The sequence below is a fragment of the Nocardioides sp. Root140 genome (genome assembly GCF_001426745.1).
Classification (GTDB): Bacteria; Actinomycetota; Actinomycetes; order Propionibacteriales; family Nocardioidaceae; genus Nocardioides.
On the sequence record NZ_LMFI01000010.1, the window covers coordinates 120,820 to 146,326 of the forward strand.

24 protein-coding genes are annotated in these 25,507 nt (G+C 70.1%); 13 read left to right on the top strand and 11 right to left on the bottom strand.

Annotated features, from left to right (window positions below):
• The first annotated feature begins 147 nt into the window (after nucleotides 1–147).
• A complete protein-coding gene (locus tag ASD30_RS11080) occupies nucleotides 148–1,164 on the top strand; it encodes a LacI family DNA-binding transcriptional regulator (protein ID WP_056681387.1) in 1,017 nt (338 codons plus the stop codon).
• A gap of 56 nt (nucleotides 1,165–1,220) precedes the next feature.
• Here the strand turns inward: ASD30_RS11080 and ASD30_RS11085 are convergent, their stop codons facing one another.
• Both ASD30_RS11085 and ASD30_RS11090 read right to left on the bottom strand, forming a co-directional pair.
• A complete protein-coding gene (locus tag ASD30_RS11085) occupies nucleotides 1,221–5,963 on the bottom strand; it encodes a family 78 glycoside hydrolase catalytic domain (RefSeq protein WP_156393625.1) in 4,743 nt (1,580 codons plus the stop codon).
• Nucleotides 5,964–6,124: 161 nt separating this feature from the next.
• Nucleotides 6,125–6,331, bottom strand: coding sequence for a LuxR C-terminal-related transcriptional regulator (locus tag ASD30_RS11090; protein ID WP_082563768.1), 207 nt, complete (start codon nucleotides 6,329–6,331; stop codon nucleotides 6,125–6,127).
• Between the two features lie 102 nt (nucleotides 6,332–6,433).
• Between ASD30_RS11090 and ASD30_RS11095 the strand changes: the two genes are divergently transcribed.
• The 3 genes from ASD30_RS11095 to ASD30_RS11105 are packed head-to-tail and all read left to right on the top strand — an operon-like array spanning nucleotide 6,434 to nucleotide 9,440.
• On the top strand, nucleotides 6,434–7,462 hold the full coding sequence (locus tag ASD30_RS11095) for a M48 family metallopeptidase (protein ID WP_056681389.1): 1,029 nt from the start codon (nucleotides 6,434–6,436) through the stop codon (nucleotides 7,460–7,462).
• Entirely contained in the window at nucleotides 7,459–7,956 is a 498-nt protein-coding gene (locus ASD30_RS11100; protein WP_056681390.1) for a PH domain-containing protein, read from the top strand. The genes ASD30_RS11095 and ASD30_RS11100 overlap by 4 nt, the downstream gene beginning before the upstream one ends.
• Nucleotides 7,953–9,440 (top strand): PH domain-containing protein, encoded by a 1,488-nt coding sequence (locus tag ASD30_RS11105; RefSeq protein WP_056681391.1) that lies wholly within the window; start codon nucleotides 7,953–7,955, stop codon nucleotides 9,438–9,440. The genes ASD30_RS11100 and ASD30_RS11105 overlap by 4 nt, the downstream gene beginning before the upstream one ends.
• Here the strand turns inward: ASD30_RS11105 and ASD30_RS11110 are convergent.
• On the bottom strand, nucleotides 9,403–10,125 hold the full coding sequence (locus tag ASD30_RS11110; RefSeq protein ID WP_056681392.1) for a CDP-alcohol phosphatidyltransferase family protein: 723 nt from the start codon (nucleotides 10,123–10,125) through the stop codon (nucleotides 9,403–9,405). The genes ASD30_RS11105 and ASD30_RS11110 overlap by 38 nt on opposite strands.
• A 57-nt stretch (nucleotides 10,126–10,182) precedes the next feature.
• On the opposite strand from ASD30_RS11110, the gene ASD30_RS11115 reads away from it, so the two are divergent.
• On the top strand, nucleotides 10,183–10,974 hold the full coding sequence (locus ASD30_RS11115; RefSeq protein ID WP_056681393.1) for an exodeoxyribonuclease III: 792 nt from the start codon (nucleotides 10,183–10,185) through the stop codon (nucleotides 10,972–10,974).
• Between the two features lie 106 nt (nucleotides 10,975–11,080).
• Here the strand turns inward: ASD30_RS11115 and ASD30_RS11120 are convergent, their stop codons facing one another.
• Together ASD30_RS11120 and ASD30_RS11125 are read right to left on the bottom strand one after the other, a co-directional pair.
• On the bottom strand, nucleotides 11,081–11,842 hold the full coding sequence (locus ASD30_RS11120; RefSeq protein WP_082563943.1) for a potassium channel family protein: 762 nt from the start codon (nucleotides 11,840–11,842) through the stop codon (nucleotides 11,081–11,083).
• Between the two features lie 81 nt (nucleotides 11,843–11,923).
• Nucleotides 11,924–13,240 (bottom strand): MFS transporter, encoded by a 1,317-nt coding sequence (locus tag ASD30_RS11125; RefSeq protein ID WP_235532567.1) that lies wholly within the window; start codon nucleotides 13,238–13,240, stop codon nucleotides 11,924–11,926.
• A 70-nt stretch (nucleotides 13,241–13,310) separates the two neighbouring features.
• Here ASD30_RS11125 and ASD30_RS11130 point away from each other — a divergent pair, with 70 nt between their 5' ends.
• The 4 genes from ASD30_RS11130 to ASD30_RS11145 all read left to right on the top strand — a co-directional run bounded on the left by ASD30_RS11130 (nucleotide 13,311) and on the right by ASD30_RS11145 (nucleotide 17,452).
• Entirely contained in the window at nucleotides 13,311–14,291 is a 981-nt protein-coding gene (locus ASD30_RS11130) for a GlxA family transcriptional regulator (RefSeq protein ID WP_056681396.1), read from the top strand.
• A 74-nt stretch (nucleotides 14,292–14,365) separates the two neighbouring features.
• Entirely contained in the window at nucleotides 14,366–15,490 is a 1,125-nt protein-coding gene (locus ASD30_RS11135) for a DNA recombination protein RmuC (protein ID WP_056684831.1), read from the top strand.
• Between the two features lie 155 nt (nucleotides 15,491–15,645).
• The gene (locus ASD30_RS11140; protein ID WP_200951141.1) at nucleotides 15,646–16,113 is read left to right on the top strand and encodes a DUF6542 domain-containing protein; all 468 of its coding nucleotides are present in this window, start codon (nucleotides 15,646–15,648) and stop codon (nucleotides 16,111–16,113) included.
• A gap of 88 nt (nucleotides 16,114–16,201) precedes the next feature.
• Nucleotides 16,202–17,452 carry a S8 family serine peptidase gene (locus ASD30_RS11145; protein WP_056681397.1) on the top strand — a complete coding sequence of 417 codons (1,251 nt, stop codon included), beginning with the start codon at nucleotides 16,202–16,204 and terminating at the stop codon, nucleotides 17,450–17,452.
• A gap of 12 nt (nucleotides 17,453–17,464) precedes the next feature.
• On the opposite strand, the gene ASD30_RS11150 is transcribed toward ASD30_RS11145, so the two are convergent.
• Together ASD30_RS11150 and ASD30_RS11155 are read right to left on the bottom strand one after the other, a co-directional pair.
• Nucleotides 17,465–18,184 carry an SDR family oxidoreductase gene (locus tag ASD30_RS11150; RefSeq protein WP_056681398.1) on the bottom strand — a complete coding sequence of 240 codons (720 nt, stop codon included), beginning with the start codon at nucleotides 18,182–18,184 and terminating at the stop codon, nucleotides 17,465–17,467.
• Between the two features lie 7 nt (nucleotides 18,185–18,191).
• A complete protein-coding gene (locus ASD30_RS11155; protein ID WP_082563771.1) occupies nucleotides 18,192–19,001 on the bottom strand; it encodes a 2OG-Fe(II) oxygenase in 810 nt (269 codons plus the stop codon).
• A gap of 287 nt (nucleotides 19,002–19,288) precedes the next feature.
• Between ASD30_RS11155 and ASD30_RS11160 the strand changes: the two genes are divergently transcribed.
• Nucleotides 19,289–19,630: a hypothetical protein gene (locus ASD30_RS11160; RefSeq protein ID WP_056681399.1), complete on the top strand. Its 342-nt coding sequence runs from the start codon at nucleotides 19,289–19,291 to the stop codon at nucleotides 19,628–19,630.
• 1 nt (nucleotide 19,631) lies between these two features.
• Entirely contained in the window at nucleotides 19,632–20,666 is a 1,035-nt protein-coding gene (locus tag ASD30_RS27845) for a collagen-like protein (protein ID WP_056681400.1), read from the top strand.
• 82 nt (nucleotides 20,667–20,748) lie between these two features.
• Here the strand turns inward: ASD30_RS27845 and ASD30_RS11170 are convergent, their stop codons facing one another.
• From ASD30_RS11170 to eccB, 4 genes are all read right to left on the bottom strand, one after another.
• On the bottom strand, nucleotides 20,749–21,411 hold the full coding sequence (locus ASD30_RS11170) for a hypothetical protein (protein WP_156388500.1): 663 nt from the start codon (nucleotides 21,409–21,411) through the stop codon (nucleotides 20,749–20,751).
• Nucleotides 21,412–21,589: 178 nt separating this feature from the next.
• Nucleotides 21,590–21,877: a WXG100 family type VII secretion target gene (locus tag ASD30_RS11175; RefSeq protein WP_056681402.1), complete on the bottom strand. Its 288-nt coding sequence runs from the start codon at nucleotides 21,875–21,877 to the stop codon at nucleotides 21,590–21,592.
• 11 nt (nucleotides 21,878–21,888) lie between these two features.
• Nucleotides 21,889–22,203 (bottom strand): WXG100 family type VII secretion target, encoded by a 315-nt coding sequence (locus ASD30_RS11180; protein WP_156388501.1) that lies wholly within the window; start codon nucleotides 22,201–22,203, stop codon nucleotides 21,889–21,891.
• Nucleotides 22,204–22,346: 143 nt separating this feature from the next.
• Entirely contained in the window at nucleotides 22,347–23,714 is a 1,368-nt protein-coding gene (eccB, locus tag ASD30_RS11185) for a type VII secretion protein EccB (protein ID WP_056681404.1), read from the bottom strand.
• Between the two features lie 81 nt (nucleotides 23,715–23,795).
• Here eccB and ASD30_RS11190 point away from each other — a divergent pair, with 81 nt between their 5' ends.
• Together ASD30_RS11190 and ASD30_RS11195 are read left to right on the top strand one after the other, a co-directional pair.
• Nucleotides 23,796–24,872: a type VII secretion protein EccE gene (locus tag ASD30_RS11190; RefSeq protein ID WP_056681405.1), complete on the top strand. Its 1,077-nt coding sequence runs from the start codon at nucleotides 23,796–23,798 to the stop codon at nucleotides 24,870–24,872.
• Nucleotides 24,869–25,507, top strand: a complete 639-nt coding sequence (locus ASD30_RS11195; RefSeq protein WP_056681406.1) for a hypothetical protein — start codon at nucleotides 24,869–24,871, stop codon at nucleotides 25,505–25,507. Before ASD30_RS11190 ends, ASD30_RS11195 begins: the two co-directional genes overlap by 4 nt.

Genomic DNA, 25,507 nt, shown 5'->3' on the forward strand with positions numbered 1-25,507 from the left:
GTAACGTAACGTGACCGGCACCACAGCGTCAAGGGTTTCCGCAACAATTGCCCAGAGCGCCCACCACCTGCGCAGATGCTGCGCCCGCTAGAGTCACCGAACACGCATTGAAACGGCGCGCCACATTTCACGAAACGGGAGGCTTCGATGGCAATCGGGGTGAAGGACATTGCGACCGCGGCCGGCGTCTCTCTCGGCACGGTCTCCAACGTGCTCAACCATCCTGACCGGGTCAGCCCCCGCACCCGGGCCCGGGTCGAGAAGGTGATGGCCGAGCTCGGCTTCGTCCCCAACGAGTCCGCCCGGCAGCTGCGGGCCGGCCGCTCGCGCACCCTGGCCTACGTCGTCCTCGACGCGACCAACCCGTTCTTCACCGACGTCGCCCGCGGTGTCGAGGAGACCTTGGCCGCGCGTGACCTCTCGCTCTACATGTGCAACTCCGACAACCGTGCCGACCGCGAGGCCAACTACCTCAACCGGCTCGAGGAGCAACGGGTCGCCGGCATCCTGCTCACCCCGGTCGACCCTGAGTCGCCCGCGCTCGACAAGATCTCCGGCCGCGGCACGCCGATCGTGATCGTCGACCGCACCCGGGCCGGCGACACCCACTGCTCGGTCGCCGTCGACGACGTCCTCGGCGGCCGACTGGCCCTCGAGCACCTGCTCGACCGTGGCCACGAGCGGATCGCCTTCATCGGCGGCCCCTCCTCGATCGGGCAGGTGCATGACCGTCATGCGGGCGCCCTGGCGGCACTGGCCGATGCCGGACTCGACGAGAGTCACCTCGTTCGGATCGACACCTCCGCGCTCAGCGTCGGCGAGGGTCGCCAGGCCGCGCAGCGACTGGCCGGGATGCCCGGGGCGCGCCGGCCCACGGCCGCGTTCTGCGCCAACGACCTCCTGGCCCTGGGTCTGCTCCAGCACTGCGTGACGACCGGGGTCTCCGTGCCGGACGAGCTGGCCATCGTCGGCTTCGACGACATCGAGTACGCCGGTGCGGCGGCGGTGCCGCTGACCTCCGTGCGCCAGCCCCGCCTCCGCCTCGGCCGGACCGCTGCCGAGCTGCTGCTCGACGAGGTCGAGAACCCGGACCACGTCCACCAGCAGATCACCTTCACGCCCGAGCTGGTCGCCCGGGCCTCCACGGAGACCCGGGCGAACTAGACACCCCCAGGGGCGTCCGGCCAGCGGGGTGTTCGGGTCGGACGGGGACGGCCGGATCAGCTCACCGGCCGGCTCCAGACATCGGCGATCGAGGGGTCGTAGTAGGCGGGGTCACCCTGGTTCTCGAACTTCACCCGGACGGTGCCGTCGGCCGCGGCCAGGGCCGCGGGGACGGTGAACTCGTAGGCCTCGGTTCCGACGCCACCGGTGTGGGCGAAGGTGCGCAGGAGCACCTCGGTGCCGTCGACGTACACCTTGTAGCGCTTGGTCTGGGCCCGGTCGTAGGTCTCCACCGCCCGGAGCACGAACGCGTCGCCGGGCACCACGGCCAGGTCGAACTGGAACTGCGAGAACGGGGTCAGGTGACCGGCGTACCGCCGGGTCAGGCCCGCTTCGCTGCTGGTCCCGGACGACGCCGAGGCGGTGAGCGCATGGGCCTGTTCGGCGGCGGCGACGCCGAGGTCGAGGTGGTCGTACCCCGCGGCGGTCCCCGGGCTCGGGTCGATGGCCACCCGGACGTTCCCCGTCCCCGAGGCGAGCACCTCGCCGTCACTCGTGACGTGGGCGACCAGGGCGAAGTCCTCGACGGCCTGCCGGGCGTCGCGCGGCACGCCGACGTCGAGGGAGACGCTGCGGGTCGCCCCCGCGGGGATGTCCAGCACGTCGCTCGGCTCCGGAGCGGTCCAGCCCGTCGGCACCTCGACCGTGACGCGACCACTGGCCGGTGCGCGGCCGATGTTGCGCACCGTCGCGGTGACGGAGACCGTCGTGCCCGGTCGGACCGGGCTCGGCGCAACCGTCACCGTGTCCACCACCACCGGCGACGCGACCTCGAGGTCGTAACCCGTCCTCAGCCTGAGCTGCGCGTCCTCGAACTCGTACGTCGCGGTTGCCGCGCCGCGGGTGGTGCCCGGCCTCTGCCGCTGCGGGACGGTGACGGTGAACCGGCCGTCAGCGGTGTCGCCACCGGCCAGCTTGTTGCTCAGGCGGGTGCTGGCCGGAGCAGTGGCCCAGCCCTCGGGAAGACCGTCGAGGGTGGCGCGGACGTCGTGCACCGTGGCGCTCCCGGCGTTGCCCACCTCGACAGTCAGTGGCGCCTCGTCACCCGGCCGCAGCACGTCGTCGCCGGCGGTCGCGGTCAGGTCGAGCTCGAGGTAGTCGGCGACGGCGACGTCCAGGGCGTCTCGGACGGCCACGATGGCCGCGTCGAGGCTGGCCACCTCATCGGCCTCGAGGTCGAGCCGGCCGGCGACCTCCTGGGCGGACTCGATGTCGCGGTGGGCGGCGGCGAGGGCCTTGGCCGCACCTACGACGTCGCCGTCCAGCAGCTCGTCCATCGCGCGGATCGTGTCGGCCCGCGCCGTCGACGTGAGGGCGAGCAGGCGCGAGGCCAGGCCGGCGTTGATGCTGCCGTCGTCGCGCAGCGCGGTGACGACTCCGTCGGCCGTGGCGATCGCCTCGACCGCCGTACCGGCAAGGCCGCGCCGCTCGTCGGAGGCGAAGCTGTAGTGCCCCGAACAGACCGTGACCACCACGGTGCCGTCGGCGTACGCCACGTCGTGGACGCCCTCCGCCTCCGCGGCGGGCAGGCCGCCCTCGGTGACGGCCGAGGCGTTGGCGCCCGGCACCTTGATGGTGGCGGTGGACCCCACGGGCACGTCGACGTCCAGCTGGAGAGTCCGGCCGGTGCGCCGCCAGTCGCTCGTGACCGGGCCGTACGGCGTCTCCGTGGTCGCCCTGGCCCAGCTCATCTGCTTCGTGACCGCCGGGGCGATGGTCAGGTCGCGGTAGCCGGTGGTCTCGGAAGCCTTGATCCCGGCGACGTAGTGGTAGAACCAGTCGTCCACGGTGCCCAGGAAGTAGTGGCCGCGGGACCGGGCCTCGAGCGCCCAGTGCTCCCACATCGAGGTGGCTCCGTTCTCGATCATGTAGCCCCAGCTCGGGTACGCAGTCTGCGCGGCGAGCCGGAACGCCACGTCCTCGTAGCCGTGGTCGGAGAGCACCGGCAGGAGGTACTTCGTGCCGAGCACGCCGGTGTTGAGCGTGTAGTTGCGTGCCTTCACGTTCGCGACGATGCTGGCCGCGACGCGTTTCTCGGTCCCCTCGTCCGGGGCCAGGTCGAAGGCCAGCGCCAGCACGTTGTGGGTCTGCCGGTAGCCACGGTCGCCGTTGCCGCGATAGTGGCCGGCTGCCCGGTCCAGGAAGGTCGCGTTGAACGTGGCCTTGACGGTGGCGGCGTGGTCGGCGAACGCGGCGGCGTCGGCGTCCCTGCCCAGGTGTCGCGCGGTCCGCTCCATCGCGGTGGTCATCGAGTAGAGGTAGGCGGTGCCCGAGACCCGCACGTCCTCCGGTGCGTTTCCTCCTGCGGGGCTGGCCTCCGGACTGACCCAGTCACCGAGCCGCGGGTTGGTGACCAGCCCGTTCGCCGACTGCGAGAACTCGAGGTCGACGTACTTCTTCATGCCGTCGTAGTACTCGGTGAGCACGCGGTCGTCGCCGCCGTACTGGTAGAGCCACCACGGGATCATGATGTAGGCCGAGTGCCACGGCGGCGCGACGCCCCACTCGCCCCACGTGCTCGAGCTCGGGGCGATCACCATCGGGCGGCCGTCGGTGGACCGGGTCTCGTTCACGTCGCGCATCCATTTGGCGAAGAGCTCGTGGACGTCGAGGTTCATCATGAACATCTCGGCACCCACCGCGGCGTCACCGGTCCAGCCGTTCTTCTCGAACATGGGGGTGTCGGTCGGGATGCCGTGGATGTTGTTCTTCAGCGTGTCCACCACGGCCCGGTGGGTGCGGTTCATGATGTCGCTGGAGCTCTCGAACGAGCCGGTCTCCGTCGCGTCGGTGTGCACCACCCGGGCGGTGAACGCGTCCAGCGTCGGCGGCTCGCTGCCGGGCCAGCCGGTCACCTCGATGTACTGGAAGCCCTTGTAGGAGAAACGGGCCTCCCAGGTCTCACGGTCGCCGGTGCCGGCGAGGATGAACCGGTCTGTCTGGAAGCCGCTCTGGAAACCGCCGTTGTTGGAGAAGTTGACCCGGCCGTTGGGCAGCAGCTTCTCGCCGTACTGTGCGCGGACCGTGGTGCCGGCCGATCCCTCGACGCCCAGCTCGACCCAGCCGGCCAGCATCCGGGGGAACTTCACGACGTAGACGTCGTCTGCGGGTTCGGTGATCTCGACGGCCGGCAGGGACTCGGTCACCCGGATCGGCTGCTGGCGCTGGTTGACCAGGCCGCCGGCGGGTCCGTCGACCTCGGTGGCCGATGCCCAGCCCGCGTCGTCGAAGCCGACGGTGTCGTAGCCGTCCTGGACCAGGCGGGCGTCGTACACCTCGCCGCCGTAGAGGTCGTCGAAGACCGTCGGGCCGTCGTGGATGGTCCACGAGTCGTCGGTCACCACCTGCTCGGTGTGGCCGTCGGCGTACTCGATGTGCAGGACGGCGCGGAACACCGGCTCGTCGTGCCAGGGCGCACGCTCCCACCACCAGACGTTGCCGCCGGTCATGCCGTAGAAGCCGCGGCCGAGCTGCGCGCCCAGCGCGTTGTCACCCTGCGCGAGCTGGTCGGTGACGTCGGTGGCGACGTACTGCACGGTGTCGTCGTAGTCGGTGAACCCGGGCGACAGCACGTCGTCGCTGACCGGCGCGCCGTTGAGCGACATGTCGGCGTAGCCGCCTGCAGCCACGAACAACGTCGCGTCACGGACGTCGCCGTCGACCTGGAACTCGCGACGCAGCAAGGGCGCAGGGTTCACCTCGGTCTTCGGCGCGCGGACGCCCGAGCCCCAGGGGCCACTGCCGTAGTCGGCCTGCTTGGCGGCACTGCCCCAGGCGGAGTCGTCGTACGCCGGGGCCTCGAAGCCGGTCGGGACCGTCTTGCTCGCCAACCAGTCGGTGCCGGTCGTGAAGACGGAGGTGGTGCCGTCGGTGTAGGTCACCCGCACCTTCGCGACCAAGCCTGCGGGCGAACCGGCTCCGTTGTTCGTGCGGACCGCGAAGACGTTGCTGGCGGGGTCGAGCTGCACTGTGTAGAGGTGCGACTGCTGCCACTCGTTCTCCGCGCCGTGGCTCTCGCCGACGAGCTCACCGTTGACCCAGAGGCGGAACAGGTCGTCGGCGGTGATCAGGATCTCCGCGCTCTGCGCGGTCCTGCCCTCCGGTGTCGTGCGGGTGGTGCGGAACGCGCGAGGCTCGGCGGGCGCGACCGGACTGGTCGCCTCGGGGGTCCAGATCCACGACGCCCCGGTCATCGTGAGGTCGTCGGAGGTGTCAATCCGTTCGTTGCCGATCCACGAGCTGTCGGCCCAGTCCGACTCGTCGCGGAACCCCGTGCGCAGCTGACTTGTCGCGGACGCGGTGCCGACGCTGGTCGTGACCTCCACGCTCCAGACGTAGTCGGTCGCGGAGGCCAGGTCCGGGCCGTCGTACTCCACACCCGATGACCGGTCGGAGGAGACCTGACCGCTGTCCCAGGTGAGGTCACCGGCGTCGAGGTCGGCCCGGCTGGTGGCGACCCGGAGCCGGTAGCCCTCCTGCACGACGTCGCGTGCCTCGGTCTCGATGACCCAGCTGAAGCGAGGGCGGTCGACGTCGATGCCGACCGGTGCCGTCTTCTTCTCGACCTGGAGGCGCGTGAGAGCGACCTGTGGCGCCGCCGCGGCAGCGTCGGCCGACGCGGTGGGGGTCGTGAGGGCGACCGTCCCGACGAGGGCGAGCTGGAACACCAGGGCCAGGACGGTCAGCATCGCCGCCGTCCCCCGCCTGTGCGAGCGGGCGTTCGGGTCCGTTGCCGACACGGTTTCCTCCATCGTTTAGAACGTTTCAGCGATCCAACCACGCGCGGCGTGATCGGCACCACATCCGTGACCGGATCCGGCCACCTCCTCGGGCACTTCGGCGCCGCGTCGCCCAGGCGTCGGCGACGATCGCGCTGCGACCAGCACGACCGACCCTGCGGTCAGACGAGCCGACGCCGCGCCGCCCACACGACCGCCTCGACGGTGGTGCCCACGCCGAGCCTGTCGCAGATGAGCCGGATGCGTCGTCGGACCGTGCGTTCGGAGAGGCCGAGTCGTCGGGCTACGGTCTCCGCCGGCAGGCCGCTGGCAAGCAGGGCCAACAGCGCGACGTCGTCGTTGCTCAGCTCTTCTGACAATGCCTGCATCCCGAATTCCCTAAAACGTTTCAGTCCTGCGGAACGTATGAGGTCCGGCCGACTGTGTCAACAGTCACGGGGGCATTCACGCCTCCTGACTACAGTCGAGCCATGACTGGGGAGAACCAGCCGGCCCGTCGCAGGGTCACGCTGACCGACATCAGCTCCCGTGCCTGGGAGCATCCCGCCGATCAGGGCGCGCTGGTCGCGCTGCGCAAGCTCAAGGGCTTCGACTTCGTGCTGCGCAAGATGACCGCGATGGTCAACGAACGCGCCTTCCGGCTGCGCTTCCTCGGGTCGGCGATCCGGGTCGACGACCGGCAGTTCCCCGACATCCAACGGCTGTACGCCGAGGCGGCCGCGGTGCTCGACGTACGCACCCTGCCCGAGCTGTATGTCGTGAACTCGCCGCTGTGGAACGCCGTGACGATCGGCCTCGACAAGCCGTTCATCGTGCTCAACTCCGCGCTGGTCAACGCCCTCGACGAGGAGGAGCTCCGGTTCGTGCTCGGTCACGAGCTCGGCCACGCCGCCAGCGGGCACGCGCTCTATCGCACACTGCTGCTGTGGTTGATGCAGATCAGCGGAGCCCTGTCGTGGGTGCCGCTGGGCAACCTGGGCCTGCGCGCGATCGTCGCGGCGCTCACCGAGTGGGAGCGCAAGTCCGAGCTCTCCGCCGACCGGGCCGGGCTGCTGGCCACCCAGGACCCCGCCGCCGCACTTCGGGTCAACATGAAGTCGGCCAGCGGCGGCAACCTGTCGCAGCTCGACAGCACGGCGTTCCTCGCCCAGGGCAGTGAGTACGAGGCCGCCGGCGACCTGCGCGACAGCGTGCTGAAGATGATGCTGCTCGAGGCCAGCTCCCACCCGTTCCCCGTGATGCGGGCCCACGAGCTGCGCCGCTGGGTCGACAGCGGCACCTACGTCAAGATCATCGCCGGCGACTACCCTCGTCGTCAGGACGACGGCTCGGCCTCGATGTCCGACGCGGCCAGGCAGGCGGCCGCGTCGTACGGCGAGAGCTTCCGCACGTCCCAGGATCCGTTGGCCAAACTGCTGCGCGAGATCGGCGACGGAGTCGGCTCCGCCAAGGACTGGATCACCTCCCGCATCCCCCGCCCCAAGCAGGACGACACGTGAGCAGACCAGCAGCCTTGCTCCGCGAGCCGGCCCACCAGGTCTCCCCCAGGGCCGTCCAGATGTGGCGGGTCATCGCCGTCGCGGAGCTGGCGGCCACGGTCGTCGTACTCGTCGTGATCGCGGTGCTGCTGCCCTCGCGCCCGTGGTGGCTGTGGGTGGCCTACGCCGTGGTGCTGACTCCCCTGGCCGCCATCGCGATCTGGATGCCTGGCCTGCGCAACCGCATCCACCGGTGGGAGGTGACGCCCGGCGCGGTCTACACCCGCTCGGGCTGGGTCGTCACCCGGCAGCGGATCGCGCCCCTGTCGCGGGTGCAGACCGTCGACACCAGGCGCGGCGCGATCATGCGTCTCTTCGGGCTCTCCGCGATCACCGTGACCACGGCGTCGGCCGCCGGTGCGATCACCATCGAGGGCCTCGACCAGGACGTGGCCCGGCGCGTGGTCGCCGAGCTCACCGAGATCACGGCAGCCAGCGAGGGCGACGCCACGTGAGCGAGTGGCAGCGTCTCGACCGTCGCACGATGCTGGTCGGACCGCTCAAGACGTTGCGCCAGATCCTCGTGCCGGCACTCGCTGCTCTGATCGGAGTCGGCACCCAGCAACCGCGCTGGTTGCTCTTCGCAGCACCCGTGGTGCTGGTGGGTGCGGTCGGAATCGGCGTCCTCCCGTGGGTGACCACCCGGTTCCGCATCGCCGGTGACCAGCTGGTCGTGACCCGCGGGCTCCTCAACAAGACCCGGCTGACCGCACCGCTCGACCGGATCCGCAGCGTCGACCTCGAGGCGCCCTTGCTGCACAGGGCGTTGGGCATCCAGAAGGTCGAGGTCGGCACCGGCGTCGACGACACCCGCATCGAGCTCGACTCCCTCTCGACCGCGCAGGCCGAGCAGCTGCGCAACCTGCTGCTCACCCGGGCCGCAGTCACCCCTGACCCGGCGGACGACGCCGACGTGGACACCGAGCCGGCGCCACGCAGCCCCGACCTCGCCCGCTTCCGGGGATCCTGGGTCCGATTCGCGCCGTTCAGCCTCGGCCGCCTGGTGATCGCACTCGGTGCCCTGGGTGGCCTGAGCCAGTTCGTCGGCGACGTCGGCATCGACTTCAGCGTCGACCAGGAGGACGTCCAGCGCATCGAGAGCGCGCTCCTGCTCGTCGTCGTCGTCCTGCTGGTCGGCGGCCTCGTCGTGTGGACCCTCCTGTCGATGGCGGCGTACGCCGTGCAGTGGTGGGGCCTGCGCCTGTTCCGCGAGGAGGGCAACCTCCGCCTGACCCGCGGGCTCTTCACCACTGCGTCGACCACGATCGAGGAGGCCCGGGTCCGTGGCGTGCAGCTGCGCGAGACCGCCCTGCTCCGCGCGGTCGGGGGCGCCGAGCTGCACACGCTGGTCACCGGCCTCGACGAGGGCGTGTACGCCGTCCTGCCGCCGTGTCCGACGTCGGAGACCCGGCGGGTGGGCGACGACGTGCTCGGCGACCCTGCCCCACTGCGCACTCCGTTGACGAAGCACGGGGCGCGGGCCCGCCGGCGCTGTCACCTCCGTGGTGTGCGGCTGCTCCTGCCGGCCGTCGTCGTCGCGCTGGTGCCGGCGGTCTTCTTCTCGGTGACCCCCGTGCTGCCGGTGCTCGTCACGCTCGCCGTGCTGCTCGTCGGCATCGCGCTCGGTGAGGCGGAGTACCGCCACCTCGGCCATGCGCTCACCGCCGATCACCTCGTCGTCGGCTCGGGCGTGACCTCCCGGGTGCGCACCGTGCTCGAACGCGGCGGTGTGATCGGCTGGGTGGTGTCACAGACCTGGTTCCAGCGCCGCCGAGGGCTGGCCACCCTGGTCGCCACGACTGCCGCAGGGGCCGAGCGCATCACCGTGCGCGACGTGCCGCTCGACCGGGCCATCACGTTCGCCGACGCGGTCGTGCCCGGCATGCTCGAGCCGTTCCTGGTCAGCTCACCGCCGGCGACCGCACCGGCTGGAACGTGAGCCACAGACTCAACGCCGTGTAGTACGCCGGGTAGGCGAGCGAGAGAATCGCCAACCACAGTTGGGGATCGGGCAGCTGCGCGGTCAGTACGGCGAACGCCACCAACCACAACGAGGCGAGCGTCATGTTGAGCCTCCACAGGGTCGCGGTGCGTGAGGGATAGACGTACTTGACCGGCACGAAGACCAGCACCGCGAAGACGAACAACAGCCACGCCGCGGTCGTCGTACCCCACCCGAAGACGACCACGTAGAACGCCACGATGTTCCAGTAGCTCGGGAAGCCGAGGAAGAAGTGGTCCTCGGTCTTCGCGTCGCTGCGGCAGAACTGGTAGCAGGAGGCCATCAGGGGCACCGACGCGGTCACCGCACCGAGGACGCCGTCGGGCAGGTAGCCGCACGACCACAGCAGCACCATCGGCGCGAACGCGTAGGTCAGGTAGTCGACGATGTTGTCGAGCAGGGCACCGTCGAAGCCGGGCAGCACCGTCTTCACCTCGAGGTGGCGGGCCAGGAACCCGTCGGTGCCGTCGATGACCATCGCCGCGAGGAACAGCCACAGCACCGTGCGCACGTCGCCCTCGTAGGCGAAGTGCACCATCAGCAGCCCGAGCACCACCCCGAGCGAGGTGTAGACGTGCACCAGCGCGGCAGCGAGTCGGGCCCCGCGGGTCGACGTGTCCATCCCCGAACGATAGGGCCCGTACGCCGCCCGCCCGCGCACGCCACGTAGATTCGCCGCATGCGCATCGCCACCTGGAACGTCAACTCGATCCGCAGCCGCATCGATCGCGTCGAGGCATTCCTGCAACGCCACGACATCGACGTGCTCGCCCTGCAGGAGACCAAGGCCCGCGAGGACCAGCTGCCCCTGATGGGGCTGCAGTCCCTGGGCTACGAGGTCGCGGCCGCCGGCTACAACCAGTGGAACGGCGTGGCCCTGATCAGCCGCGTCGGGCTCGACGACGTCCAGGTCGGCTTCGAGGAGATGCCACAGTTCGGCGACCCGCTGGCCTCCGAGGCGCGCGCGATCGGCGCCGTGTGCGGCGGCGTACGCATCTGGTCGCTCTACGTGCCGAACGGTCGCAAGATCGAGGACCCGCACTACGCCTACAAGCTGGACTGGTTGACCCGTCTGCGCGCGGCGGCCGGCGGCGACTGGCTCACCGGTGACACCGCACTCGTCGGGGACTGGAACATCGCGCCGCTCGACGAGGACGTCTTCGACATGGCGCAGTTCAAGAACTCGACCCACGTCACCGTCCCCGAGCGCGAGGCGTTCCAGTCGTTCATCGACGACGGGTACGTCGACGTCGTACGCCCGCACACGCCCGGGCCCGAGGTCTACACCTACTGGGACTACTACCGGCAGCGCTTCGAACGGAACCGGGGCCTGCGCATCGACTTCGTGCTGGGCTCCCCGTCGTTCGCGGCACGCGTGACCGGGGCGCGCATCGACACCGACGAACGCGACCCTGCGCAGGGCCAGGGCAGCCCGTCCGACCACGCCCCCGTCGTCGTCGACATCTCCTGACCCTTCACGCGGCCTTCAGCGGTAGCCCAGTGTCGTCGACACGCCCCGCAACAGCGCTGGGCCACCGCTGAGCCGGCGTCGGCCCCGAGTTCGCCAGGTGACCGCCTCAGGATTCTGGATGCGGCAGAGGTTGGCCCGCTACCTCACCCGAGCGCAACGCGACCACCTCGGCCCGGAGCGCGGCGATCTCACGGGTCAGCGCGCGGAGGTCGCGGCGGGTGACCGCGTTCGACTCCTCCTCCACCTCCGACACCCGGTCGAGCAGCCAGGATGCGAACGACGCCGTCACGATTCCGAGCAGGGCGATACCGGCAACCATGAGGCCACCCGCGACGAAGCGTCCCGTCGTCGTCACCGGGAACTGGTCGCCGTATCCCACCGTGGTCACGGTGGTCATGGCCCACCACAGTGCATCGGAGAAGGTGCCGATGTTCGCTCCCTCCGCACCGCGCTCGGCGTCAAGCACGGCGAGGGCGGCGACGAAGAGGACCAGCCCGGTCCCGCCGGTCACGTAGACGATCACCTGGCCACGAAGCGAGCTACCCGCGTGCCTGTTGAGGACGCCCAGCAGCTTCACCAGTCGAAGCAGGCGGAGCGGTCGCAGGATCGGCAGCACGACGACCAACAGGTCAAGCACGTTGCCCAGGACGAAGCCGCGTCGATCGTGGCTCAGGAACCACCGCGCCAGGTAGTCCACGGTGAAGGCAGCCCACGCGATCCAGGTCATCCATTGGCACGCCGTGACCCACCAGGCCGGGGTGTCGGGCTCGAGGATCGGCCACGCGTAGGCGGCCAGGAACAGAAGGGCCAGCCCGGTCAGGGGCCACTCCGCGGCCCGTTCCCAGTGGGTGCGCCTGTCCTCAGTCATGGCGGTCAGCATGGCAAAGGGAAGGTGTCTGTGACAGCGCCTCGCCCAATGGCCGCCCGTCCGGCCGTCTCTCCCGGCGGGTCAGTCCATCAGCGCCGGTTCGGGTGAGGCCGGGTCCGCCGACGGGACTCGCCTGATCGCACCCGAGGCGACGGCCGCCACCAGGCACAGCGCACCGGTGATCACGAACGCCGGCGCGTAGGTGCCCTGCACGTCGCGGATGAAGCCGGCTCCCGTCGCGGCGACGGCGGCACCGAGCTGGTGCGAGGCGAAGATCCAGCCGAACACGATCGGACCGTCGGCCCCGAAGGCCTCGCGCGCCAGCAGGACGGTGGGTGGCACCGTGGCCACCCAGTCGAGCCCGTAGAACACGATGAACGCCCACGTCGGGGGCTCCACGCTCGGTCCGAGCAGTGACGGCAGCAGCATCAGGGAGAAGCCCCGCAGCAGGTAGTAGACGACCAGCAGCAGCCGCGGGTCGACCCGGTCACTGAGCCAACCTGACGCGATGGTGCCGACGACGTCGAAGATGCCGATCACCGCGAGCAGCCCGGCGGCCAGGGTCGTGGGCATGCCGTGGTCGTGTGCAGCCGGCACGAAGTGGGTCTGGATCAGCCCGTTGGTCGACATGCCGCAGATCGCGAAGCCCAGGCTGAGCAGCCAGAACGTGCGCGAACCCAGGGCAGCGATCAACACCCGGATCGCCCGCCCGGCACTCGACCCGGCACCGCTGTGTCGGTCGGGTCCCGGGTCCTCGGCGGTGGCGCCGTACGCCGTGATGCCGAGGTCGTGCGGGTGGTCGCGCAGCCAGAAGGCGACGATCGGTACGACGGCCAGCGCCGCACCGGCTGCCAGCAGCGAGGCGGTGCGCCAGCCGTGCTCGCCGGCCACCATGGCGATCAGCGGGAGGAAGATCAGCTGGCCGGTGGCGGAGCCGGCGGTGAGGATGCCCGCGACCAGGCCCCGTCGCGCCACGAACCAGCGGCTCGTGACGGTGGCGACGAACGCCATCGACATCGACCCGGTGCCGACTCCGACGAGCAGCCCCCACGTCGCGACGAGGTGCCACGGCTGGGTCATGAAGACGGTCAGTCCGCTGCCGAGCGAGACCAGCAACAGTGCCAGGACCACCACGCGTCGTACGCCGAAAGTGTCCATGAGTGCGGCCGCGAAGGGAGAGATCAGTCCGAAGAGCACGAGGTTGAGTGAGACCGCGGAGCCGATCGTGGCGTGCGCCCAGCCGAACTCGTGGTGCAGAGGATCGAGCAGGATGCCGGGAACGGAGCGGAAAGCGGCCGCGCCCACGAGGGTCACGAACGCGACCACCGCGACGGTCCACGCGGGGTGCACGCGGTACGACTTCGGGGCGCGCTCGGGAACGGTCTCGGAATCGATCACCCGTAGATCCTCGCTGACCGGAGCACGACCGACGAGTGGCCGAATTGCCAATGTGTGGAAGAATCCTGCCATGAGCGCTCCGCACCGCGTCGTCGTCCTCGCCCTGCCCCCGGTGATCGGCTACGACCTGGTCATCCCGACCCTGGTCTTCAGCACCGCGAACACCGACCCGGGCAAGCCGCGGTACGACGTGACGGTGGCCAGCCTCGACGGTCGACCGGTCCCCACCTCGGCGGGCTACGACATCGCCCCGCACAGCACCGTCGACGCACTCGCCGCGGCCGACACCGTGATCGTCCCGGGCACCCAGATCGACGGCCCGCGCCGGCACGGCGTGCTGCCCGACGACCTTCGCGATGCCCTCGCCCTGATCAGGCCCGGCACCCGACTGATGTCGATCTGCACCGGCGCCTTCGTCCTGGCCGCGGCCGGACTGCTCGACGGCCGTCCGGCCACCACCCACTGGTCGCACGCCGAGAGCTTCCGCGCTCTCTATCCGCACGTCGACCTCGACGAGAACGCGCTCTTCGTCGACGACGGCGACGTCCTCACCTCGGCCGGACTGGCCGCCGGCATGGACCTCTGCCTGCACGTCGTGCGCCGCGACCACGGCAGCGAGGTGGCCAACCACGTCGCGCGCTACTGCGTCGTGCCGCCGTGGCGCGACGGCGGCCAGGCACAGTTCATCGAGAAGCCGTTGCCCGAGGCCGTGGACGAGTCGACCGCCGCGGCGCGCGACTGGGCCCTCGCCCATCTCGACCAGCCGATCGCCGTGAGCGAGCTCGCGACCCGTGCGCGCATGAGTGTGCGCACCTTCGCCCGACGCTTCCGCGCCGAGACCGGGCACTCCCCCGGTGCCTGGCTCATCGTCCAACGCATCCGCTACGCCCAGCGCCTGCTCGAGACCTCCGACCTGTCGGTCGACATGGTCGCGGCGAAGGCCGGGCTCGGCACGGGCGCCTCGTTGCGGCAGCACCTGCGTGCCGTGGCCGGAGTCTCGCCGACCGCCTACCGTCGCACGTTCCGGGGCACGGCTCCGCTCGTCGGCTGACGCGGGGCCCGGGCGCCGCGTCGAACGCCGCGTCCTGAACGGCATTGTCGGTGGCCTCGTGCATGCTCGGGGTCATGGAGATCTTGCTGCTGATCGTGGGGCTGGTGCTCGGCGTCGTCATCGGGGTGCTGTGGAACCGTGGCCGACCGACCGACAGCGGTGAGGCGGTGGCCGCCCTCGAGCGCCGGGTCGCCGACGACACCGTGGTCCGCGACGGGCTCGACCGGCTGGCCGACCAGATGCGCGACCTCGAGCACAACCGGGCGACGTGGCAGGGCCAGCTGCGCCAACAGGTCGAGGAGGTGCGCCACTCGGCCGAGGGCCTGCGCCGTGAGACCGCCTCGCTCTCGACCGCCCTGCGCAAGCCGCAGGTGCGCGGCCAGTGGGGCGAGATGCAGCTGCGCCGCGCGGTCGAGCTGGCCGGCCTGGTCGACCGGTGCGACTTCACCGAGCAGCATCACGTCGTGGTCGACGGCGCCGCCCTGCGCCCCGACATGGTGGTCCACCTCGCGGGCGGTCGCGACGTGGTGGTCGACTCGAAGGTGCCCCTCGACGCGTTCCTCACTGCCACCGAGGCCGACGACGCCGACGTCCGCGAAGCCCATCTGGCCCGCCACGCCCGCCAGGTGCGTGCCCACATCGACGCCCTGTCGACCAAGCGCTACTGGCAGGCGCTGGTCGACACCCCTGAGTTCGTGGTGCTCTTCCTGCCCGGAGAGGCGTTCCTCTCCTCCGCCCTCGACGGCGACCGTTCCCTCCTGGAGTACGCCGCCACCCGCAACGTCGTGCTGGCCACACCCACCACGTTGATCGCCCTGCTCAAGACGGTCGCCCACGGGTGGACCCAGGAGCGCCTGGCCGAGCAGACCCGGCAGATCCACGACCTCGGGCGCGACCTCCACTCCCGCCTCGGTGTCATGGGCGGCCACCTCGACAAGGTGGGCCGCTCCCTCAAGGCATCGGTCGAGGCCTACAACCGTGCCGTCGGGTCCCTCGAGTCGCGGGTGTTCGTCACCGCGCGACGCTTCGAGGAGCTCGGCGTCAGTGGCGAGACCCTCGAGGCCGTGGAGCCGGTCACCGACACGCCTCGTCCCCTGACCGCGACCGAGCTGCTCGACGTGGTGGCCGACCCTCGCCCCGAGCTGCATCTTCCCGTGCCCGGCGAGGCCGGTCCCGCGGACGATCGCCAGATCGGCTAGGCGGCATTCGGCCGGCGCCTCCGTAATGGGTCGACTAGTCTTTGCCCGTGACCGACCCTCGTGAGCGCGCACCGGGTGCGCGTCGGGCGACCCGGGCCAGGCCTCGACCGGCGCGGCGCGCCTCGCGCAGGCGTTCCCGGTCCTACCGTGGCCCTGTGGCCCGTGCGCGCACCCTCTGGGAAGAGGGCACCGAACCCGGACGGCTGGTTGCCGCTCTCGGGATCGCCGTCGCGCTCACCGCCGTTCTGGCCGACCTCGCCGTCCACCGTGAGATCACTTGGCTCTTCGACCTGGCCTTCGTCGCCCTGTGCGTGACGATGGCGCTGCGCGTGCGCCAGGCCGACTTCTTCACCGTCGGCGTGCTGCCTCCCCTGTTGATGCTCGGCATCTTCAGCCTCCTCGGCCTTGCCTCGCCCGGAGTCATCGCCGCCAAGGGCGACGGCACGGTCCAGGCCGTGGTCGCGGGGCTGGCGCACCACTCGGGCGCACTGATCCTCGGCTACGCCCTGTGCCTGGGGGTGCTCGCCATGCGGCAGCACGTCTATCGCAAGCGCGCGGCCGGGCCCGTACAGATCGTCCCGCCGCGTCCGCGGACCGGCGACCGGACCCTGCTCGATCGTTGAGGCCGTCGACCTCGGCGTACGCCGTCGAAGGCCGCACGTCGTGCGCCCGGCTGTTGTCGATGTCGCGGCGGTGACTACCCTGACTCGGGTGAGGACGTCAGAAGCGCTGAGAAGACGCGCGCGCCTGGTCTCGGGACTGATCGTCGGCCTGGTCGCACTGTCCGGGCCCGCTTGGGCTGCCCCTCCCCCGGTCGCCGAGCCCGGTGGGTGCACGGTCAAGCCCGGCTTCCCCGCCTCCGCCGAGATCCCCTGGGCCCAGGAGCGCCTCGGCTTCGAACGCGTCCACGCCCTGGCCACCGGAGCCGGCATCACCGTCGCAGTGGTCGACAGTGGGTTGAACGTCAACAACCAGCCGCAGGTGAGCAGCCTCGAGTCCACGAAGCCCACCAACGTGATGGGTGGCGGCGGGTACGGCGCGACGGACGTCAACGACTGTGAGGACTACGGCCACGGCACCCGGGTCGCGGCCATCATCGCGGCCCAGCAGGAGGACGGCGTCGGCTTCGAGGGCCTGGCACCCGACGCCACGATCATGCCGATCAAGTACCGCGACTCCAGCAGCCAGGACGTCGGCGGCGATGCCGCGGCGGTGGCCCGGGGCATCGAGGCCGCCATCGCGGCGAAGGTCGACGTGATCAACCTGTCCCTCCAGTCCCCCGACACCCCCGAGCTGCGGGCGGCGGTCGAGCATGCCAAGGCGGCAGACATCGTCGTCGTGGCCGCCTCGGGCAACAACGACGGCCAGGGCGTCCCGGCGCTCTATCCCGCGAAGTACGCCGAGGGGAAGGACTTCCCGAACGTGCTCGTCGTCGGGGCGAGCGACGCCAACGACGCGATCGCGCAGTTCTCCATCACCGGCGACTACGTCGGCGTGGCCGCACCGGGAGTCGGCATCCTGGCCCCCACCCAGATCCAGGGCTACTACGCCGAGGACGGCACCAGCTTCGCGACCCCGTTCGTGAGCGCCACCGTCGCCCTGGTGCGTGAGCGCCACCCGAGGTTGTCGGCCGAGCAGGTCGTCAACCGCATCAAGGCCACCGCAGACCGTCCCGGTGTGAGCGTGCCCGACGCCGGCTACGGCTGGGGAATCGTCAACCCCTACGTCGCGATCACCGCCGAACGCGACGACTCCCGCATCCTGCCGCAGCAGGCGAAGCTTCCCGCGGTCCCGGCACCCAACCTGCCGGAGCCGCCCGACCACACGCTGCGCGACAGGGGCTATGCCGTCGCCGCGGGCCTGCTCGGCGCCGCGCTCCTCTTCGGAGTCGGCAGCATCGCCTGGCGCCACACCGCCGAGCGGCGTGGGGCCACCGCGGACGGCACCCAGCCCCGAGGCTGAGTGCCTGCCCGTTCAGCTCGTGGCGGTGTCGCCCGTCTGCTTGTCCACGACGAGGATCTTGCCGGTGACCGACTCACGGTCCAGTCGCACGACTGCGTCGGCGACGGACTCCGTGCTGACGATGCCCGGAAAGCTGTTGGGGGCAAGCCCGTTGACCCGCACGCCGAACCCGTCGAACTCGCGCGCCATGTGCCGGGTCATCTGGTTCTGGGCGGCCTTGCTGGCGGCGTACACGGCTTGGCCGCCACCGTAGATTCCCGTGCCGGCAAGGCTGGAGACGTTGACGACGTTGCGGTTCGCGGCACGGTTCTCCGCGGCACGCGAGGACCAGAACTTCTGGGCCAGGCGTACGCCGAGACGCATCGGCAGCTCAACGTTCACCGCGAAGTGCCGGGCCGCGTCGTTGAGCGCGGCGTCGCCGTCGATCATCCCGTTGCGGTGCCACACCGAGAACGCGGCGTTGTTGACCAGCAGGTCGACGCGTCCGTAGCGCGCGAGCACCAGGTCGACGACGTGCTCCGGCTCCCCCTCCTTCTCGAGGTCGGTGTGTACGACGAACACACGGCCGCCGTCGACGTCGGCCGTCGGGTCGAGCGGGTCGACGAAGGAGTCGTACTGCGAGGGCACGTTCGGCGCCCGGTGGCGGCAGACCGCGACGATGTCGTAGTCCTTGAGGTACTTCTGGCAGAAGGCGTTTCCGAGCTGCCCACCGGCTCCGGTGAGCACACACACGCGACGTTCATCCCCAGTGGACAATGCTCTGCTCCCCCCACGTCGAAACGGCATCTTCCTTGGTCCGGTGAAGCCACATCACCACGGAGGTGCGCGGCTTCCGGTTGGTCAGGAACGAGTGCCAGGTGAAGGGCGTGCACTCGAACATCACCATGGAGTTGTTGATCGGCGGCACCGCGGCCGAGGGCCCGTGCGCGGCGGCGCTGGCCGACTCGAACAACCCGGTCTCGCCACCGTCGCCCGGAGACCACGCCGGGTTGCCGAGGTAGAACAGCACGGCGACCGCGCGGACGTTCTCCCGAGCCTCGACACCTTCCGCACGGGTGCCGCGCTGGTGATCGACCAGGTCGTTCTCGACCATCTGGATCTCGTCGCTCTTCGGCGGCGGTCCGGGGAACCAGCTGGGGTTCAGGTCATTGTGCGGCCAGCCGCTCTTGCCGCCGGGTGCGTGATGATGCAGCGTGGCGGAGACGTCGCCGGTGGCCTCGACTCCCCAGATGCCGGCCAACGTGTCGTGCCAGGCCCGGGAGGTGAACACGCCGAGCGGGCCCTCGCGGTGCGTCTTGAGCTCGCATGACGAGGCGTCGTAGCCCGGCATGTTGCGGGCGAACATCTCCGGGTCGTCCAGGATGCCCTGCACCTGGTCGTGGAGCTGGCCGTAGAAGTCCGGGGTGAACACGTCGGTCGAGACGACGTGGTCGAACGGCCTGCGGCGTCGTACCCACCGGCGATGCGCGAGCACGTCGCCGAGGCTGTGCGGGTCGGGCAGTGCCGACCAACCTTCTCCGGTGCGAGTGAGTTGGGCCGACGCCGTCATGAGCCGGACCCGATCGTGAGGGGTGTCATGGTCGCGACGCTTCCCACGGACTTTCGCTCCGAAACCTGCGAGAGCACAACCGCCGGTTCGACTGTGCGTCGGGCTCGACACTTCATGCTCGCCTGCCTAATCTCGGGTTTGATCCGCTGGACAGTGGGTACGCCAGCGATCACCAACTGAACCACGGCGCACCACACACGACCGGAGCCACTGGGTTTGCGAGTGCGAGGGCGCCCCGACAACTGGGACGGAAGACTATGGGGACAGGAACCAGGTTCGATCCTGACGTGCTGGAGGAGGCCTACGAAGCCCTGGCACGTATCCCGGGCATCATCGATGGGGACACCCACGGCCTGGGATCGATGGACGACTCAGCAGAAATCATGTCGGACATGGGTTTGTCCGACTCCGAGGGAGGCTGGTCCTACCTCGGCGGCGAAGTCAGCGATGTGACCAATGCGGTCAAGATCCACGTCGGGAACCTGAGGACGAAGGCCGCCGAGGTGCACGCAGCGATGCGCTCCACCATCGACACGCTCCACGGAACCGACAAGGCCAACGAACAGGCCGCCAACCAGCAGAACTCGAGCACGAGCACCGCTCCGGTTCCGCCGAACGTGGGAGGCTGACATGGCTGGCTTCGACACCAGTGGCGAGAGCTACGTCAACGTCGAGCTCCACAACCCCGGCGGCTTCCTGTTCGTCGAGGGCGGCACCGCCGGAACGGACGAGGACTGGTTCAACGAGCAGCTGGCGTTGGTCAGTGAGGGCAAGATCCTCAACAAGGCAGGAACGTGGAAGGAGATCCACGGCACCCTCAACCAGATCGAGCAGCAGCTCAACACGGCCATCCAGAAGGCTCGTGAGGCCAACTGGGAGGGCGACACCGCCGAGAAGGCGATCAAGAACCTCGAGCAGCTGCACCTCACCTCCGGCTCGTTGTCGACTGCGTCCCGCCAGGTGCACGAGGGCATGTCGGGCGTCGGAGAGGCGTTCAACACCGCGAAGAACTCCGGCGGCGATGCGGGAACCCGCTACCAGACGCTCCTCGACAACATCAACCACAACGGCCTCGACAAGCTGCCGTCCAACGCCGAGGTGAACACGCCGGGGACCAACCCGGCTCCCGGACCGCCCGGACCTCCGGGACCGCCCGGACCTCCCGGACCCCCCGGACCCGGAACACCCATTCCCGGTCCACACCCGCCTGGGCCTCCGGGACCCATCCCCGGCCCGGAGATTCCCGGTCCGCCCGGACCTCCCGGACCGCCCGGACCGATTCCTGGTCCTCCCGGCCCCATTCCTGGTCCTCCTGGTCCTCCTGGACCTCCCGGACCCGGGCTCGACACCGGCTCCAACCTGGCCGGCCTCGGTCCCGGTGGCCCCGGCCCCGGTCCCGGCGGTCTCTCGCCGGGTGGCCTGCCCACGGGCGGCCCCGGCCCCGGTTCACCTGCCGGTCCCGGTGGACCCGGACCGGGCACCGGTCCGTCGGTCGGCACCATGGGCGCCGGCGGACGCCCCGGCCCCGGCCCCGGCATGATGCCGGGCAGGGGCGGTGGCGGCGGTGAAGAGGGCGAGACCGACCGCTCCACCTGGCTGAGTGAGGACGACGACGTCTGGGGCGGCAACCCGGACGCACCGTCCTCGGTCATCGAAGGCGAGTGACTTCAGCCCCACCGCGACACAGAAGTGGCGCCCTACCCGCACTGCGGGTAGGGCGCCACTTCTGTGTCTGCCTGGGTACGTGCTACTGCAACCGGGAGAGCATGTTCTCCGCCACCGGCACATCGACGTTGTCCCGCCACAGCGCCTTGTCGTCCTTCGAGGGCTCAGTGCCACTGGCGGTGACGTCGAACATCATCCCCCCGACCAGGACGTTCACCTTCACGCCGTCGAAGAAGGCGTCCGAACCCGCGCCGAGCTCGTCCTTGTAGTCGACGAAGTCCTCGTCGTCGGCCGCCGCCTCCTTCGAGGAGTTGAAGGCATCCTCGACGACGGCGCGGTCCACGACCGCGGCGTTCTGGTCGAAGCTGACGATGATGAATCCCACGTTCTCGTCGTCGGCCGTGCCGGAGAAGTACTGGCACATGTAGGGCGTGCCGTTCTGGTCCTCCGACGAGCGCTGCACGCCGGCCTCGCCGTCCTCTCCAGCGGCCGGCAACAGCTTCAGCACCATCTCCTCGCTCAACACCGAACAGGCGTCGGGGTAGGCGCCGCCGTTGGCGGCCTTGAGCGGCGTCGTCCCGCCCTCGAGCGTGGACAGGTCGGGCGCCGGGCCCTCGGGCTGGGCATAGCCACCGTCACCGCTGCCACCCTTGCTCCCCTTGTCGCCGTTGCCCGAGTCGTCATCACCACACGCGGTCAGCCCCAACGCCATGACGAGGGAAACCAGCAGCCCGAGAAATTTCATGTCTTCATCCTCGCTGTCGAGTCGTCGCCCGTGGTCGGGGCGCGGAATGACCCCGACGGTACCGTCCGGACACAGGGCTTTCATCCCCCAGGTCCGGACATGCGTGTGCCCCGACCCATGGAATGAGTCGGGGCACATAGCGGCCGCAGTGCTGCGGCGTCGTACGGCGAGCGTCAGCTCACTGCCACATGTTGGTGGCGGTGCCCTCAGCCTGCTGGTAGTTCTCCTGGGCGGAACCGACGAGCGTGCCGATCTGGCCCAGGGTGGTCGCCATCTGCGCGGCGGCGTTGTCCCACTCCTGCTTGCACTGGTAGTACGCCTCGCGAGCCGCACCGTCCCAGGTCTGCAGCATGGGCTGGAGGTTCGCCTCGAGGTCGTCGAGGGTGGAGACCAGCTGACCGTGGGTCTTCTGGATGCCGGCCTTACCAGCTTCGAGGGATCCGAAGTTGACCTTGATTTCACTCATGACCTACTACCTCACATCTCGTTGATCTGGCTGGACAGGTTGGTGATGTTGGAGGATTCCTGCTCCTCCTGTGCGGCGTACGTCGTACGCGTGGAGACCAGGGCCTCCTGCATCGACTGCAGCGAGCTGTTGATGCGGTTCGCCTGGCCTTCGAAGTTCTGGTGGAGGTTCTGGAACGCGGTCGCAGCGCCGCCACCCCATCCGCCCAGCATCGTCTCGATCTCGGTTCGCAGGGTGTTGATGTGGCCCTGCACCTGCTGGGTAGCCTCGTCGACGTGGGCCGCCCCAGCGGCCATCGCCTCTTGACTGGTATTGAATCCGGACACGGTACTTCCTCTCCATTTGAGTGGTCGGTGACGTACCAATTCCCATCTCCCGAGAGCCTAAACCGGCAACTTGCGAGAGAACAGGGTCGTGCCGGATCCGGCCGCCGGCATCAGCCGGCGTTCAGGCTCACTGTCGGGTGGGCTCACTGCTGGAGCGGAAGCCGGGCCCGGGCCGGGTCGAGCGCGTCCCCGTGTGGGATGACGCCGAGCAGCTCGGCCGGAATCTCCACGGCGTCGTCGCCGTCGTAGCCGAAGCTGGCCAGGGTGCCGATCCCCTGCGCGGGGTAGGCCTCCCCCGGCTCGCCGATCAGGTAGACCATGTTGCTGGCGGGGGTGCTGGCGATGAGTCCCACGCCGGGCGAGAGTGAGACGTCGTCGGCGCTGCCGTGCTTCGAGGCGTCTGACTCGCTGGTCGGCGTACCGGCCTGGCTGTCCGTGGGCACGGCCAGCCGCAGGGCCGACGAGTCCTCGTCGAAGACGACGCAGGCACCCGATGCGGTCGACGCGGCGGAGGACTGTGATGGCATCGCCGAGGGCAGCCCCTCCATCTCGCCGTCCATGCCGTCGGACTCACGCATGTCGAGCACGTCGGAGAGGGACATCGGGACGGGGTCGCGGCGCTGCCCGTCGAGCTTCGCGGTGCGGAGCAGCTTGGCCTGTACGTCGGTGATGGTGGCGATGCCGTCGGGCAGTACGACGCGGAACGTGCCGTCGTCGACCTCGATCACCTGGCCGACCAGCATGGAGCGCCCGGCTTCCTCGGTGGGCGAGCCCGCTTGGTCGATCGACGGCGTCTCGAACGGTGTGCCGACGGGAATCGCGGTGAGGAAGGCGCTGCCCACCTTCACGGGGTCCTGGGTGATCTGCAGGGCGGGCTCGACGGTCTCGCTGACCAGATGGCGTCGACCCTGGAAGAGCAGGAACCGCTCGCCGTCGAACGACTCGACGTAGAGAGCCTCATCAGGGTCCAGCGGCTGCGAGGACGAGTCGCCGCCCACCTGGACGTGGACCACGGCGCTGACGTTGACGCCTTCGGCCTCGGCCTGTGAGCAGACCGTGACCGGGCCGCGGACGAGTTCTTCCTGCGAGGGCATCGAATCGGGCAGGCCAGGTATGCCGATCGTCGTCGATCGCTGCACGGAGTCGAGGTCGGACCGCGGCACGTGGTGGACCTCCACCAGCTTGCTGGCACCGGTGGACAGCACGGCCGAGGCGTAGTTGACGGCAGGGTGCAGCTTTCCGTCGATCATCACGAAGCGGGCGCCGGTCTCCTCCTCGACGATGACCGATCCCTCCTCGCGCCAGGCGTCTCCGCCGCCGCCCTTCAGGATGCCGATCACGGCGAACACCGCGGCGACCACGATGGCGATCATGATCCCGCTGATGGTGATCACGGTGAGCCGTCGCATCGGCGGCTCGACGGAGTCGGGTTCGCCCGTGACCAGTGCCGACATGGCACGTCGGGTCATGAAGCGATACGCGTGCAGTTGATCGCGGCGGGTCTGCACCACGCCCCCTTCACTCGGAACCGGACAAGAACGGCAATCACCATAGGTCGAGGACAACCATAGAGGTCCGGCATACTCACCCTCATGTCACTCCTCTCGCGCCCCCGCCTGGTCTTGCTGGAGATTGCGGCTGCCGCCGCACTGGTCGCCGTCGCGTTCAAGGGCATCTGGATGCCCGTCGGCGGCGTCGTCGCCGTGGTCGCCGCGGCACTGGCCCTGGTGTCCGTACGCCGACGCGGTCTCCACCAGGTGGTGCGATCCTGGCTGGCCATGCGCTCGCGTCGATCGCGGCTCCGCGGCCAGGGAATCGCATCCCTGACTGGTGATTCCTACGAGGTCGTCAGCGTTCCGACCGCCGGTGGCGGCGTACCGGTCGGCGCGATCCGCGACGCCACGACATGGTCGGTGCCGCTGGCCCTTCCGCTGGCCGGTGTGTTCAACGACGACGCCCCGATCCCGCTGGAGCGACTGGCCACGCTGCTCACCGTCGAGGACGTCCCGCTCTCCAGCGTCCGGCTCGTCACGATGACGGCACCGGCCACGGCGGGCAACCCGGCCGGCCCGGTCGCACCCGCGCCCCGCCTGGCGATGCGGCACCTGGTGCTGACCCTCGACACCGTGTACGCCGCCGACGTGATCGCACAACGCGGCGGGCACGCCGCGATCCACCAGATCCTGCGCCGCTGCGTCCTGCGCGCCGAAGAGGTGCTGGCCTCGGCGGGCGTGGAGGTCCGCCGCCTGACCGAGAAGGTCGTGGCCATGGACAGCGCGAGCTGTCTCGGGCCCGTGCCCATGTCCCCGGACGGCACGCTGCCCTCGGCCACCGAATCACTCAACGACGTCCGACTGGAGGGGTCCATGTCCATGACCTTCGCGGTCTCGGGAGACGACGCGGTGACCAAGCTCGACCAGCTGGCCGCGGTGCTCCCGGTGCCGATCGTGGCGACCAGTGCGGTCCTGCAGCCGGGGCCGCTTCACCGCCATCCGACGCTGCTGCTCCTGCTGCGCCTCAGCGGCCCGACCGAGGTGGTGCAGGGTGCGGTCGACCATCTCGACTCGGTGAGCCGTGACCTCGGGCTGCGGATCAACCGGGTCCTCGGTGAGCAGGTGCCACTGCTCAAGGCCACCACGTTGCTCGGCGTCTCGGCGGAGGCAGCATGAGCCGCGCCTGGCAGCAGCCCCTGATGCCCGAGCACGTCGTACCGGCGCCGACCACCGGAGTGTTCCTCGGCCGCAACAAGTCCGGCCCGTTGACGCTGCGCCTGCTCCGGCCCCGTGGCACCCGGATCGTGGTGTTCTCCGGCGCCTACGCCGCACAGCTCATGTCGCTGCGCGCTGCCGTGTCCGGTGTCGCGGTGCGCATCGTCACCCACCGCGAGGCGGCCTGGGCACCGACCTTGCGGAACGGCTCCGACACCCGGCTGGTGCCGGCCAACGGACCACTGCCGCCCGCGATCCAGGGCCCGGGCCTGTTCATCGAGGACCGGCCCGACGAGCCTCGCCCTCTCGCGGAGGTCTCCGACTGGCAGTGCCTGCTGGATCTCCGCAACCTGCCGGAGGGCCACGACGAGGCGGACGCGGCACGGCTCTCGAGCTTCGGCAACGCCGACGTGGCGTTCTTCGGCGCACTGAGCACCACCTTGGCCAACGCGGCCGGCCGGGTCTTCAACCTGGGTGACGCGGCCGCGTCCCTGACCGTCGTACCGCCGCACGCGGTCGCCGTCGTGGCGCGAGGCAGCGTGCAGCTGGTGCGCCTCGAGGCCACGCCGGGCGAACGCGACGCCCTGCGCGGCTGA

What these genes read in the sequence shown, in the direction of transcription:
- ASD30_RS11080 (WP_056681387.1), top strand. Translation starts at nt 148, where the DNA reads ATGGCAATCGGGGTGAAGGACATTGCGACCGCGGCCGGCGTCTCTCTC.
- ASD30_RS11090 (WP_082563768.1), bottom strand. Translation starts at nt 6,331, where the DNA reads ATGCAGGCATTGTCAGAAGAGCTGAGCAACGACGACGTCGCGCTGTTG.
- ASD30_RS11095 (WP_056681389.1), top strand. Translation starts at nt 6,434, where the DNA reads ATGACTGGGGAGAACCAGCCGGCCCGTCGCAGGGTCACGCTGACCGAC.
- ASD30_RS11110 (WP_056681392.1), bottom strand. Translation starts at nt 10,125, where the DNA reads ATGGACACGTCGACCCGCGGGGCCCGACTCGCTGCCGCGCTGGTGCAC.
- ASD30_RS11115 (WP_056681393.1), top strand. Translation starts at nt 10,183, where the DNA reads ATGCGCATCGCCACCTGGAACGTCAACTCGATCCGCAGCCGCATCGAT.
- ASD30_RS11120 (WP_082563943.1), bottom strand. Translation starts at nt 11,842, where the DNA reads ATGACTGAGGACAGGCGCACCCACTGGGAACGGGCCGCGGAGTGGCCC.
- ASD30_RS11130 (WP_056681396.1), top strand. Translation starts at nt 13,311, where the DNA reads ATGAGCGCTCCGCACCGCGTCGTCGTCCTCGCCCTGCCCCCGGTGATC.
- ASD30_RS11135 (WP_056684831.1), top strand. Translation starts at nt 14,366, where the DNA reads ATGGAGATCTTGCTGCTGATCGTGGGGCTGGTGCTCGGCGTCGTCATC.
- ASD30_RS11155 (WP_082563771.1), bottom strand. Translation starts at nt 19,001, where the DNA reads ATGACGGCGTCGGCCCAACTCACTCGCACCGGAGAAGGTTGGTCGGCA.
- ASD30_RS27845 (WP_056681400.1), top strand. Translation starts at nt 19,632, where the DNA reads ATGGCTGGCTTCGACACCAGTGGCGAGAGCTACGTCAACGTCGAGCTC.
- ASD30_RS11170 (WP_156388500.1), bottom strand. Translation starts at nt 21,411, where the DNA reads ATGAAATTTCTCGGGCTGCTGGTTTCCCTCGTCATGGCGTTGGGGCTG.
- ASD30_RS11175 (WP_056681402.1), bottom strand. Translation starts at nt 21,877, where the DNA reads ATGAGTGAAATCAAGGTCAACTTCGGATCCCTCGAAGCTGGTAAGGCC.
- ASD30_RS11190 (WP_056681405.1), top strand. Translation starts at nt 23,796, where the DNA reads ATGTCACTCCTCTCGCGCCCCCGCCTGGTCTTGCTGGAGATTGCGGCT.
- ASD30_RS11195 (WP_056681406.1), top strand. Translation starts at nt 24,869, where the DNA reads ATGAGCCGCGCCTGGCAGCAGCCCCTGATGCCCGAGCACGTCGTACCG.